Raw genomic sequence first — 13,216 nt, 5'->3', positions numbered from 1 at the left:
TCCGCTACCGCACCAGATATCGATCGCGCACGTCGGAGACGGCGTGCTCATGCGAGGAGAAGCCTTCATAGCGAGCAAGTGTGCGGGCATGACGTGCGAATTCGGGATAGGCCGCGGCCGTCACATAGCCGATGGAAGAGCGCTTGACGAAATCCGTGACCGAGAGCGGTCCACAAGTACGCGCCCAGCGGCTGGTCGGCAGGACGGCGTTGGGCCCCAGCCCGAAATTGCCGATCGAGACCGGCGTGTGCGGCCCCATCAGGATCTCGGCAGCTTCGGTGATGTGGCCAAGGTGCGCGAAGGGGTCGGTGGAGAGGATCTCCAGATGCTCCGGTGCGTAGTCGTTGATGAAGCGGTAGCTCTCCTCGATCGACGCCGTCAGCACGATGCCGCCACAGGCGCCGGTCAGCACCGCCGTGGAGAACACTACCCGCTGCTCGGTCATGCGCGCCCAGTGCTCGGGCAGCGCGGCCAATGCCTCCTCCGCCACGCGGCGGCTGTGGGTCACCAGATAGGCCGATGAGTCCGGTCCGTGCTCAGCCTCGATGAGGAGGTCGAGCCCGGCCAGTCCGCCATGCACGCTGTCGTCGGCGAGGATGATCGCCTCCGACGGACCGGCGGGAAGGCCTGGATCGATGATCCCTGCAAGCAGCCGCTTGGCCGCAACGACCCAGGGGCTGCCTGGACCGACGATCTTGAGTGCGGGCCTGATCGTCTCAGTGCCATAGGCAACCGCGGCGACCGCCTGTGCGCCACCGCATTTGTAGATCGTTTCGACGCCGGCGAGGCGCGCCGCAACCAGCGTTGCTGCGTCCACCGAACCATCGGGCGCTGGCGGCGTGACGATAGCAAGCTCCGGGACGCCCGCCACCACGGCGGGCACTGCGGTCATCATTGTGACCGAAGGGAACGCCCCCTTGCCGCGCGGGACATAGAGTGCCACCGAGCGGATCGGCGTGAAGCGGTCCCCGGCATAGGCGCCGGGCCGCATTTCCTTAAGCCACATGGCTTCCGGCTTCTGCTCCTCGTGGAAATGCCGGATGTTGTCGATGCCGAAGCGAATGGCGGCGACCACGTCCTCGTCCACCATGTCGAAGGCGGCGTCGAATTCGGCGGGGCTGACCTTCAGCCGCGCGGCATCGAGACCTGCCTTGTCCAAGTCGCGGGCGAAGCGAACGAGCGCTGCGTCGCCTTCTGTTCGCACTGCCTCGATGATCGGCGCGGCCTTCTCCATAAAGCTGGAGAGATCGGTCTCGGAGCGCCGCATTAATGCCGCACGACCAGCGGCGTCGAGCTGGCTCAAGTCATGGAATGATACGTTTGGCATAGGATTTCCTTTGCGGCCCCGGCGGGCCGGCATTCCTCATTTCGATTTCAGGAAGATGTCGAGCCCGACCAGCCTGTCGAGCAGGAAGATGGCGACAGCCGAGCAGGCGATGAAGACCACGGAGATCGCGGCAAGGTCCGGCGTGATGATCGAGCGGATGGAATTGTAGATCAGCACCGGCAGCGTCACGATACGCGCATCGACGAGCAGCAGACTGACCAGGAACTCGTTGAGCGCCAGGATGAACATCAGCAGCGAGCCGGTGATCACCCCTGGCATCACCGCCGGCAAGGTGACGGAGAAGAACACCTGGAGCGGCGGCGCGCCGCAATTGGCAGCGGCCAGTTCCAGGTCCGGGTCAAGTCCGGTGGCACTCGCCGTGACCGCCCAGATCATGAACGGAAGATTGATGACGCAGCAGGCGATGCCGACCGGCCAAAGCTGGCCGAGAATGCCGGCGTTGCCGAAGACCAGCATGAGACCGATGCCCGATCCGATCAGCGGGATGGTGAAGGGCAGCAGCAAATAGATCTGGATCGACTTCTCGAAACGCACCACATATTTCGCCAGCGCGATCCCGGCCAGCGTGCCCACGGGAATGGCAACGAGCGTGCAGACCGTCGCGACTTGGAGCGTGCGCAGGAAAGCGTTGCGCAGGTCGGAGGCCTGCGAGATGCGCGCGTACCACCGCAGCGACAGCCCATCCGGCGGAAACGTGATGATGTTGCCACCGGTGAAGGAAGCGCCGAGCACCACGACCGTCGGCGCCGAAAGCGTCACCAGGGCGATCGTCACCAGGGTCCACAGAACAACCGATTTGCTGCGCGAGCCGCTCACGCCCGGGACCTCCCCATGGCGAGCGTTCCGGCCCCGAACAGCGCGAACACGAGGCCGACAAGGATTGACCCGAGCGCAACCAGCATAAGCGCCAGCGTCGCGCCGAGGCCCTGGTCGGACGTTCGGAAGAACTGGTCGTAGATGGCGTTGGCGATGAAGTCCTGCGAGCCGCCGCCAAGGATCGCGGGGACTGCGAAATCGGTGAGCGAAAGGGTCAGCACCACCACGCCGGCGCCGATGAAGCCCGGACGAGCGAGTGGCAAAACGACGTGGACGAATGTGCGAACCCAGTTGGCGCCGAGCGATCCGGCGGCCGCCTCCAGCTCTTCGGGAATGGCTGTGAGTGCTGGCGCGAGCATCAGCACGGCGAAGGGCAGCATGTATTGGACGAGGCCGAACAGCACGGCGGGATAGTTATAGATGAGCCGCATCGGCGCGATCCCGACAAGACCAAGCGCCTCGTTGACCATGCCCTGGTTGCCAAGGATGATCAGCCAGCCATAAGCACGCACCACCTGTCCGATGAAGAAGGGCAGGAACAATGCAATCAGCAGGAACTTGCGCAATCCTGGCGAACGCGTGCGCACCATCAGATACGCATAGGGAAAGGCGAAGACGAGCGTCACCGCCGTGACGATCAGGGCGGCGATGAGGCTGCGCTGCGCGACAACGAGGAACAGCGGCTCCGTCAGCGCCCGCCGGAAATTGGCGATGGAATAGTCCTCCGAGAACTGGAAGGTGGTGGTGTCGAGCGTGCGCAGGCTCGCATCTGCGATCTGGATGAGACCGAGCACGAGCAGTCCGACGAGCAACACCGCCGGAAGCAGCATCAGATAGGGCGTAGCGCGCCGGAACCGCGCCGGCCAGACGGCGGCGGCAATGCCTTCCAGCGCATCCATGATGCGCCATTTCAGGGGATAGGCTGTCCTGGCTGCCCGCATGAAAAAATCCGTATCCGACGTCGTGAAGGAGCCGGTGCCGCACGAGGGCAGCACCGGCCAATCTGGCGTCAACCCTGCATGATCGCCTTGAACTTGGAAAACCACTCGCTCTCATTCTCGACCTGGATCTTCGACGAGATGCGGATGAGGCGCTTGAAATCCGCTTCGGTGGTCGGATAGGACGGATCGCCCACCAGATCCTTCGGCGGTGTGAGGCCCGGCACCACGCCCGGCAAGCCGAGCCCATCCAGCCAGACCTGCTGGGCTTCCTTGGTCAGCGCATGGTTGATGTACTGCTTGGCCCAGTAGAGTTCGTTTTCCGGCAGGCCTTTTGGAATCCACAAACCGTCCGTGTCGAACTTCGCACCCTCTTCCGGCACGACCCATTCGATTTTCACACCGTTCTTGCGGGCCTCCCGGGCGTTGGTCGAAATGGTGCAGGCAGCGTCGATCTCACCGTTCTGGAACCAGGTGGTGAAGTCGGGATCCTCGCCGAGCAGCGGTTGCTGCGCCTTCATCTTGGTGATGAAATCCCAGGCCGGTTGCATATTGCCGGGGATGTCCTCCAGCTTGCCACCACCGGCGACCTGCGCGGGGAAATGGAAGCCGATGCCGTCATTGTAGAAGGCAAGCCGGCCCTTGAACTTCGGGTCGAGCAGATCTTTCCAGGACTTAGGCGGTCCGTCCGGGAATGCCGCCGGCCGATAGGCAAGCACATAGACGTAGCCGTAGGTATTGACGATCGGGAAGCCTTCCAGGCCGGCCGGCTTGGCAAGGTCCGTCACATTGGCGAGGTTCGGCAGGTCTGAGAGGTCTTCCGTCACACCGCGCAATGCCGACTTCGTGGCATTGGTGGTGGTGTCCCAGTTGATATGGATCGGCGGGACTCGGTTCTGCGCCACGGCGGCCCAGACCTTGGGCTGAATCTCGTTGTCTTCGGTCAGGTCGTGACGGACGGCAATGCCCGTCATTTTGGTGAAGCTGTCGGACACGCCGGCCTTCAGGCTGTCCACCCAGCTGCCGCCCCAGGCGCGCACGATGATCTCGGCCGGCTTTTCCGGTTCCTGCGCATAGGCACTGCGCAGGCCGAGCGCTGAAGCGCCGCCAAGCGCGGCGGTAGCTTGAAGGAAGGTTCTGCGGGAAAGATGGGATAATGTCGGCTTGAAGCGCTTCATCTGCATTCTCCTCTGGGTTTGACCGGTTTCCGGTTCTATCGAAAAACAAGCATATCCCTGGCGTTCCACCCCAGGAACACGCTTTCGCCTATGTCGAACTGCGTGTGCGCGGCGGCATCATGGTCGAAAACGCGAATGATCTCGTCGCCAATCGCGGCGCAGGCTACCTCGTAGACCATGCGCTCGCCTTCGAAGATCGTGTCGGTCACAGTTCCGGCCAGCAGGCAATCGAGCTTCGACAGCTGAGCAGCATCGCCGGCGAGACGGATCTGTTCGGCGCGGATTGCTCCCGATGCATTGCCACCCTCCGCAGGTGGATTGACCGGATCGCCGACCTTGCCGGCAAGCATCAGATCACCCCGAAGGATGGAGACGTCGCCGGCTTCAGAGACGGACCGTACCGTACCGGCAATGAAGTTGGTGACGCCGATGAAGTTGGCGACGAAGGCGTTGCGGGGCTGGCGGTAGGTCTGGATCGGTTGCGCCTTCTGCTGGATCTCGCCCTGATCCATGACGACAATGTCGTCGGAAACCACCAACGCCTCGCGCTGGTCGTGGGTGACGTTGATCGTGGTGACGCCGAGTTCGCGCTGGATGCGACGGAATTCGAGTTGCATTTCCTCACGCAGTTTTCGGTCGAGCGCAGCCAGCGGCTCGTCGAGAAGCAGCAGGTCGGGCTCGAACACCAGCGCACGCGCGATCGCGACGCGCTGCTGCTGCCCGCCGGAAAGTTCGTGAATGCGCCTACCGCCATAGCCCCCGAGCCGGACCAGCGCGAGATATCGCTCGACGCGTTCGGGAATGGTGCGTGCGTCGCGCCGGCGCATCTTCAGCGGGAAGGCGACATTCTCGGCCGCCGTCATATGTGGAAACAACGCAAGCCTCTGAAAGACCATGCCGATCGACCGCTTGTGCGGTGGTACTGCGCTCACCGCTTCGCCATTGATGAAGATCTCGCCGCTGCTCGGGGTCTGGAACCCGGCGATCATTCGCAGGAGGGTTGTCTTGCCGGACCCTGAAGGTCCCAGAATGGTGAGAAACCGGCCCTTCGGCAGATCGAAGGACGCATTCTTGACGGCATGAACCCCATCGAAGTCCATCCCGACGTTGCGGACCGCGACTGCGATTTCCCTGCCGCCTTCTGCTTCGTGTGAAGCTATGGCCCGGAAAGCCTCCTGCATTGTGGTTCCCCTTTTTGTCGCCGTTCGCATGCAAGAACGATCAGCGTATCAGGTGGTATATACAACCATATACAAGTCGGGTCTACACGGCCCTTGTTGCACCGCACTTATATCGTTCAGATGGATGCGAGATAGCCTCCGTCGACGGGGATGCAATGCCCGGTGACATAGGCGGATGCCCCGCTCGCCAGGAACACAACGGCTCCGGCCAGATCCTGCATCGTGCCGAAGCGCCGCTGCGGGATCTTGGCCAGCATTGCCGTCTGCCAATCGGGATCCTCATAGAAGACATCAGTCATCGCCGTATGGAAATAACCCGGAGCGATGGCATTGACGCGAATACCGAGCGATGCCCATTCCGTGGCAAGCGCGCGCGTCATGCCTAGAAGGCCAGATTTGGATGAGCCGTAAGGCACCGCGGTCGGAATACCGACATAGGAGGTCAGCGAGCAAAGATTGATGATCGCGCCGCCGCTCTTGGCGGCAGCCATCCGTCGCGCCGCAGCCTGCGCGCAGAAGAAGGCGCCCTTCAGGTTGGTTGATACGATGCGATCCCACACCGCCTCGTCTACGTCGAGCGAGGGCTGGACTTGCTCATAGCCGGCGTTGTTGACCAGAATGTCGAGCCCGCCAAAGGCTTCCGCGACCTCGTCGACCACCACGCGGATGCGATCTGTGTCGAGCACGTCGAGAGACCGGCAAAGCGACCTACGCCCGAGTGCGCCAATTCGGTCCGCCGTCTCACGAAGGGATGTTTCGTCGCGGGCGGTTACCGCGACGTCGGCACCAGCCGCGCAGAGCGCCTCCGCGATCGCCTGGCCGATGCCACGGCTGGCGCCCGTCACCAGCGCCTTTTTTCCCGTCAGATCGAACAAGCGAGCGGCGTCCATGGCGTCACGGTTCCTGCATTCTCGAAAATTGCATGCGGGAAACGAACACCAGTTGCGGCCGGTTGTCTATACATCTTGCGCTATTGCCCGGGGGCGGTCGCCACCAAAATGGCGCGGCGCTGGATCTTCCCTTGCCAGGACCTACGGAGCGTGGAGGGATCTACGGGTCGGCAGCAATCAACCGACCGTCCTGCAGGGGAGAAGCCAGTCTTCCTTGGCGGTACGATTTTCTAGCGCCGCCTGTCCAACCACCCTCGTTGCATGGAGGGTGATTGGACAATTTTGCATCGGGCAAGTTCAGTATGTTAGCGGCCCGCCCATGGTGCACGCTTCCCATGGACCTTGCCGAGCTGCGTTTGTCCTTCTTTCGGGGGTGCTTCGGATACGGGCAAGGAAGCGGCATGATTGGTATCCAAGGTCATTTCGCTTTTGTCGGCATCAGTGGCGAACCCGCGGGTGGGGTCGCGGTCTGGGTTTTGATTGGCAGCGAGGGAGACTCCTGTCGACAAAGCGAGGAGGGCCAAGACTGTTACAAGCTTGTTCATCGTATTTTTCCTTTCTTAGAATGAGCAGACTTGCCAATCGGCGCCTCGCGCGCGGTGCCGTATTGACTCCTGCTTGCGAAACCGCGGTCGGCTTTCTGTCTCGTCACCATGACGAGACTTCCTGCTCACGATTGAATTTACGCTACGCCTGTCGCAGAGGTTTGCCCGAGCTCCATCGAAAGGTAACCGAATGTATGCGAGAGCCTCGTGGCTCCCCGGATTTCCGTCGCTTCGACAAATTTGGCTACAATTTTTATTCGGTCGCTTGTCCGCGTTTGGGCCGCCTATGACCGAACTTCGCCGATGCGGCCATGCGACAACACGCGAAGGTCATGACCTTCCAGTGGCTGTGGAAGTTCTCCAGCGTTGACCGCGCGGCGCCCAGCGTCAGGCCGCTGGTGGCTCGCGATCGCGGCTTTAAGCCGCGCGTCGGCTGCGTTGATGTGCTCATGAAAAGATGGTAACGCAATATTAAATAGTGTTTCGGGTCGTTACTTTGGGCGGGGCGAATGGGATTAGTGTTACCGCGGGCATGGCTGTGTGCCGGCCTACTGATAGGCTTGATGATGTCCGCGACGCCGATCGAGCAAGCTTCGGCCGATGCGGTGCATGGTGCCATGGCCATCGGGCAACGGACTTCCGTCCCGGTCGGCTATATCGAATTCTGCCGAAGGCAGGCCGCAGAATGCAGAATACGATCAGGCAAGGCTCCGCCAATCCTTATGAGCAGAGGAATGGAAGACAAGCTCGCGTCCGTCACCAAGCTTGTGAACAGATCGATCAGGCCCGTGAGTGATCTTGCCGTTCACGGAACGATGGAATTCTGGTCCTATCCTGACAGCGCGGTCGGCGACTGCGAGGACTACGTCCTGCTTAAGCGCCAGATGCTCACGCTGCAGGGCATATCGCTCTCGAACCTTCTGATCACCGTCGTCAAAAAGAAGGACGGCGAGGGGCACGCAGTGCTGACGGTCAAGACCGACAAAGGCGACTATGTGCTCGACAACCTCAACGACGAGGTGAAGCTTTGGTCGGAAACTGGATATAGATTTCTAAAAAGGCAATCGTCCACAGACACAGGGCGCTGGGTTGCGATACTTGAACACCCCGATGTCCTGGTCGGGGCAGTCGACTAAGCCTTGAGAATCGCGCCTGGACTACACTTGGCACCTCCCATGCCATGTCCGAGAATAGCAGAGTTGGACAGAGGTCGTGTGAAACGCGATTTGCGTGACAGGCCTAGACGGCCTCCGCTCGCTAGCATGGCTCGGGTTTCAGGCGATGGACGCTGCAGTCGACCGGCGCAGACCTCATGCCACAACTCGTACAAGCGGAGATGGGAATTCAATCCAAACTTGCACTATGTGGCGCACGGAGCGCGATTTGTTTGCGTCCCGCTACATTGATGCCAACCGCAATTTCGGCGGCCTTGCCAAGATCGGCTGCGTAGCGGAGGAGAATCCTTTGTGCCTCCACGGTATCTTCTTCCGTGAGTACGCTTTGTACCCCCGGCAGATGGCGCGCGCGTCGAAACTCTGCGGGGCTGCACCCGAAACGGCCCCTGAACTTATTGTAGAACACAGCAGGATTGCCGAAACCGTTTCGCTCCATGATCACACCAACAGTATGATCTGTCCGGTGGAGTTCGTCCGCTGCGGTGTCCAGGCGCAGGCTTTGGCAATAGTCGCGGTAGCCAATGCCCAAATGGCGCTTGAACAGGCGGGAAAGGTGGCTCAGCGTCAGTCCCTCAGCCGCGGCAATCGCACTCAGTCGCTGGGTGTCTAATTGCCCTTCGACTGCGCCCATAATCCTCAGGATTCGGTCTCGACTGTCGGACCGCAGGGGCGCTGCATCGCTATCTGCTTTCAGATGCGGGATCTGCCGATAGATGAAACAGGCAAGAAGATTGGCAACAGTCTGCCGAACTATGACCTCCTCGGGGCGACTCGTCTGATCAAGGATCAGCCGGGCCATGAAAGCCTTTATCGGCGCGATCCGATTCATGAACGGACGGCTATGGAGGAAGGAGCGGCAAAGGTAATGCCGGGATGCAAAACCGGGCAGGCCCATGCGCTCGAAATATCCAACATCGAGATGCGCGCCGCAGATCAGAGCATCGCGCGAAATCGAAGTCGAATTGTGCGGGACGTCGCTATTTATGATGATCACGTCATCCTGCTTCATCTCGCAAGCCTGTTCGTCGACGACTAGGCGGAAGCTGCCTCGCAGCACGAAAAGTATCTCCATTTCACGATGCCAATGATAGGGCACATTGGCACGGCCATGCATGAAGGCACGGCAGTGAAAATCCTCCGCAGGCGCATGATCCTCGAAGCTACTGTCGCGGATTTGCAGTTCGCCGTCGGTTTTGAGATAAGCGATATTCATCATGGTTCCCAGGCCAACCTGCTTACTAGACATCAAAAACTGTCGTAGTTCCAGCGCAAGTTTCGCGGCTAGAAGAGAGCCGTGGCCTCGTGTCATCAATAGATCATCTCTTGGCACAGCGGCGATGCCGCAATGGTGAGGCGAACCACCAGGGATGACCGGCGCGCGTCCGCAACAGCATATGGAATGACGATGACCTGGAATATTTCCGACAAGGAGCAGGCCGGTCTGCTGACGCAGATGAGCATCGAGGAAAAGGTCGCGATGGTCAGCGGCCACGGCCTCTGGCGGACGGTCGCCAACTACCGTCTTAACATTCCCGAACTGCTGATGACGGATGGCACATACGGTGTTCGCTATTCGATCGAACAGATCGACGGAGCGCATGACGCAGACAACCAGCTCGCCTCATTCCTGAGTGTCGTCAACACCGATCTCTCGACAGGGGTCGACAGTGCATTCGGCTCCACCCGTCCAGCAACATGCTTTCCGAATGGTTCGTCGTTGGCCTGTTCGTGGGATCTCAATCTCGCATATGAACTTGGCGAAGCGCTCGCTGCCGAATGCCAGGCGTTCGGCGTCAACATATTGCTCGGCCCAGGTGTCAATATCCGGCGTACGCCGCTGGCAGGGCGAAGCTATGAATATTACGCAGAGGATCCTCTGCTGACGGGTGATATTGCCGCCGCGGTCATCAGCGGCCTTCAGCGCAACGGGGTGGGGGCCTCGCTCAAGCATTTCGCGTGCAACAATTCCGAGGTCCAGCGCACGACGATGAGCTCGGTCGTCGAGGAACGCGCCCTGCGGGAGATCTATCTCGCCGGCTTCGAACGGGCGATCCGCAAGAGCGATCCCTGGACCGTCATGAGCTCCTATAACCGGCTCAACGATGTTCAAACCGCCGAAGATCACTGGCTGCTGACCGAAGTGCTGCGCGACGAGTGGGGATATGATGGCGTCGTGGTGTCCGACTGGCACGGCATCAAGGACCGGCCGGCTTCGATGAATGCGGGCAACGACCTCGACATGCCCGAAAGCGGCGCCCGCAAGCAGGAACTTCTGACAGCGGTCGAAGACGGACAGGTGTCAATAGAGACGCTTGATCGCTCGTGCCTGCGCATCTTGAAGCTTGTGCGTCTGGCCCGAAACGGTGTGAAGCCGAATGCCGAGGCCGACTTCCAAAAGCATCATGCCTTGTCCCGGCGCATGGCGGCCGAGTCGATCGTGCTCCTGAAAAACGAGAACGCCAGCCTTCCCTTGCTCCCCGAAAAGCTCAAAAGGATCACGGTCGTTGGAGCCGCCGCCGTGGAACCGGTCATCCAGGGTTCTGGTTGCGCCACGACGAGGCCGACCGAGGTCGACATCCCGCTGGAGGAAATCCGCAAACGCGCACCCGGCGTGGACATCGACTATCACACCGTCGCGGATTTCGAGGCCGGTGGCAGCTCCGAGGCGGTGGCGCTTGCGGCGGTCGACGCCGCCGACGCTGTCCTGTTTTTCGCCAACACCGAGGTCGGTTATGACGGCGAGGGCTCTGACCGCAAGCATCTCAATCTGCATGACGGCCAGGACGCCCTGATCGAGCGACTATCCGCACGTAAAAGTAAAGTCGTGGTCATTCTCGCGACGCCGGACGCCGTGGTCATGCCCTGGGCCGATCATGTTGCAGCCGTGCTTGCGGCTTTCTTCGGCGGGCAGGGTGCTGGCAGCGCGATCGCCGATGTTCTGTTCGGCAGCCAGAATCCGTGCGGCAAGCTGACCGTGACATTCCCCGTCCAGGTCGAGGACATACCGGGCTACCTCACTTATCCCGGCGAGGGCAATCGCCACATCTATTCGGAGGGCATCCACGTTGGCTATCGCTTCTACGACAAGCGCAAGCTCACGCCGCTGTTTCCTTTCGGTTTCGGGCTGAGCTACACCAGCTTCGAATATTCCAACCTGTCGGTCGATGCCGATCGGATTGATGCGTCGAGCTCGATCACGCTCGCGTTCGATATCACCAATACCGGCAGTGTGGCCGGCAAGGAAATCGCGCAGGTTTATGCGCGCTCGCACCAACCGCGGCTGATTCGTCCAATCCGCGAACTCAAGGGCTTCGCGAAAGTCTCTCTCGAGCCGGGCGAAACCAAGCGCGTCGAGATCAAGATCGAGAGCCGCGATTTGCGGTATTATGACCCGCAGTATCGCCGGTGGCTGCTCGATGCCGGCAGCCTGACCTTCGAGGTCGGCGCGTCCTCTCGCGACATCCGTCTGGAGCGGACGGTCGAGGTCGAAGCCGCGGCACTCGCCTCCACCGTCCTCAATGTCGAAAGCCAGCCCTTCCTGGTCTTCGAGCACGAATTCGCCCGCCAGCGCTTCCGTGCCTTCCTCAAGCAGCGGCTCGATCTCAGCGATCAGGAGGCCGACAAGATGCTCGAATACTGCGCCGGCTCCTTCCTCGGAATCCACAAGACCGTCGCCTGGGTCGCGGGCGAGACAATCTCCAAGGCCGAAATGGCCGCATTCCTCGACAGCCTCAACAAGGAGATGGGAATGACGCTCACCAAGGCTGCATAGACACCTGGGCGCCGCCTTGCGCGGTGCCGGACCGAGCGTCTCGGGAACAGAGACCGTGCAATCAATGCCAACCAAGGGGAACTGCCATGAAATTTCGCCACCTATTGTCCACGATGAGCATCCTGGGCGCGTTCGCTGCCTCTAGTCCCGTGCTCGCCCAGACCGTCGACGTGCAGCACTACTGGACGAGTTCGAGTGAATCCAAGGCGATGAACACGATCGCCGACAGCTTCAAGCAGCGCGGCGGAAAATGGATCGACAGCCCGTCGGCCGATTTCGACGCGGCGCTTGCGGCGGCAACCAGCCGGATTGCCGGCGGCCAGCCGCCATCGGCGATCCTGATGACGCCAAGCTCGGCGCTGCGCGACCTTGCCAGCTCCGGTCAGCTTCGAGATTTCGACGATCTCGCCGCCAAGGGCGGTTGGCAAAAGGTGATGGCGCCGATTGTGTGGGACAAGCTCAATGTCGACGGCCACCTTGTTGCCTTACCCGTCGGGGTGCATGCGCAGAACTGGGTCTGGTATTCCAAGCCCGTTCTGGAGAAACTCAAAATCAGCGAACCGAAGACCTTCGACGAGCTTTTCGCGGCCGCCGATAAGATCAAGGCGTCGGGCGGCATTGGCATCGCTACCGGCGGCGAACCCTGGCAGCAAGTCGGCATCCTCTACAGCGTGTTTCTCGCTCTCGGCGGTCCCGAGTACTGGAATGAATTGATCGTCAAGCGATCCCCCGAGGCGCTCAAATCGCCTGTCCTGACCCAGGCTTTCGATATCTTTCGCAAGGTATCGACCTATGCGGATCCGGCGAGCCCCGGCCGCTCCTGGAACGACACGACGAACCTCGTCGTGACGGACAAGGCCGGTTTCCAGTTCATGGGCGACTGGGCACGGGGCGAGTTCCTCGCTGCCGGCAAGGTCGCGGGTAAGGACTTCGGGTGCTTCCTGACGCCGGCTGAAAAGCCAGGATACGCGATCCTGATAGATGTCTTTGCATTCCCGGTGAACACCGACGACGACCGAATCAAGGGCCAGACGCTGCTCGCGGACTCGATCATGGAGCCCGCTGTCCAGGAAACGATCGCCGAGGTCAAAGGCTCTGTCCCGTCGCGGACGGATGTGGATACGTCCAAGCTCGACACCTGCGCGCAAATCGGATCCAAGGCGCTTGCCACGCCGGGCGCCGCGGTCCAGGCAGCCTATGATGCGCTCGCAGGCGACCTTAACGGCCAGGTGACGGATCTGGCCGGGCAGTTTTGGACCGACAAGTCCATGACCACGCAAGCGGCCGTCGAGAGCTTTAGCAACATTCTGCAGAGCGAGTAAGAATCACGCAACCGGTTGGCGGCATCGCTGGCTGGTTGCCAACCCTTGCAC

Annotated in this window: 11 protein-coding genes; 3 read left to right on the top strand and 8 right to left on the bottom strand. The window is 61.1% G+C overall.

Annotated elements, in window-relative coordinates:
* Positions 1–4 precede the first annotated feature (4 nt).
* From hisD to EJ075_RS01640, 7 genes are all read right to left on the bottom strand, one after another.
* Complete coding sequence (gene hisD, locus EJ075_RS01670) at positions 5–1,327, bottom strand: histidinol dehydrogenase (RefSeq protein WP_126103109.1); 1,323 nt, start codon at positions 1,325–1,327, stop codon at positions 5–7.
* Positions 1,328–1,363: 36 nt separating this feature from the next.
* Positions 1,364–2,164, bottom strand: coding sequence for an ABC transporter permease (locus EJ075_RS01665; protein ID WP_126103108.1), 801 nt, complete (start codon positions 2,162–2,164; stop codon positions 1,364–1,366).
* Positions 2,161–3,105, bottom strand: a complete 945-nt coding sequence (locus EJ075_RS01660; RefSeq protein WP_126103107.1) for an ABC transporter permease — start codon at positions 3,103–3,105, stop codon at positions 2,161–2,163. The genes EJ075_RS01665 and EJ075_RS01660 overlap by 4 nt, the downstream gene beginning before the upstream one ends.
* Before the next feature lie 68 nt (positions 3,106–3,173).
* Positions 3,174–4,280 (bottom strand): PotD/PotF family extracellular solute-binding protein, encoded by a 1,107-nt coding sequence (locus tag EJ075_RS01655; RefSeq protein WP_126103106.1) that lies wholly within the window; start codon positions 4,278–4,280, stop codon positions 3,174–3,176.
* 35 nt (positions 4,281–4,315) lie between these two features.
* A complete protein-coding gene (locus EJ075_RS01650; RefSeq protein WP_245458085.1) occupies positions 4,316–5,461 on the bottom strand; it encodes an ABC transporter ATP-binding protein in 1,146 nt (381 codons plus the stop codon).
* 116 nt (positions 5,462–5,577) lie between these two features.
* Positions 5,578–6,351, bottom strand: coding sequence for a glucose 1-dehydrogenase (locus EJ075_RS01645; protein ID WP_126103105.1), 774 nt, complete (start codon positions 6,349–6,351; stop codon positions 5,578–5,580).
* Positions 6,352–6,656: 305 nt separating this feature from the next.
* Entirely contained in the window at positions 6,657–6,896 is a 240-nt protein-coding gene (locus EJ075_RS01640) for a hypothetical protein (RefSeq protein WP_126103104.1), read from the bottom strand.
* Between the two features lie 509 nt (positions 6,897–7,405).
* Between EJ075_RS01640 and EJ075_RS01635 the strand changes: the two genes are divergently transcribed.
* Positions 7,406–8,032 carry a transglutaminase-like cysteine peptidase gene (locus tag EJ075_RS01635; RefSeq protein WP_126103103.1) on the top strand — a complete coding sequence of 209 codons (627 nt, stop codon included), beginning with the start codon at positions 7,406–7,408 and terminating at the stop codon, positions 8,030–8,032.
* Positions 8,033–8,240: 208 nt separating this feature from the next.
* On the opposite strand, the gene EJ075_RS01630 is transcribed toward EJ075_RS01635, so the two are convergent.
* Entirely contained in the window at positions 8,241–9,287 is a 1,047-nt protein-coding gene (locus EJ075_RS01630) for a helix-turn-helix domain-containing protein (RefSeq protein WP_164547014.1), read from the bottom strand.
* A gap of 189 nt (positions 9,288–9,476) precedes the next feature.
* Here EJ075_RS01630 and EJ075_RS01625 point away from each other — a divergent pair, with 189 nt between their 5' ends.
* Positions 9,477–11,843, top strand: coding sequence for a glycoside hydrolase family 3 C-terminal domain-containing protein (locus EJ075_RS01625; RefSeq protein WP_126103101.1), 2,367 nt, complete (start codon positions 9,477–9,479; stop codon positions 11,841–11,843).
* An 86-nt stretch (positions 11,844–11,929) separates the two neighbouring features.
* A complete protein-coding gene (locus EJ075_RS01620; RefSeq protein ID WP_126103100.1) occupies positions 11,930–13,165 on the top strand; it encodes an ABC transporter substrate-binding protein in 1,236 nt (411 codons plus the stop codon).
* Positions 13,166–13,216 lie beyond the last annotated feature (51 nt).

Origin of the sequence: Mesorhizobium sp. M6A.T.Cr.TU.016.01.1.1, assembly GCF_003952585.1 — a bacterium.
GTDB lineage: Bacteria > Pseudomonadota > Alphaproteobacteria > Rhizobiales > Rhizobiaceae > Mesorhizobium > Mesorhizobium mediterraneum.
The sequence above is the reverse complement of the archived record's forward strand: the minus strand, read 5'-3'. Positions and strand labels throughout refer to the sequence as shown.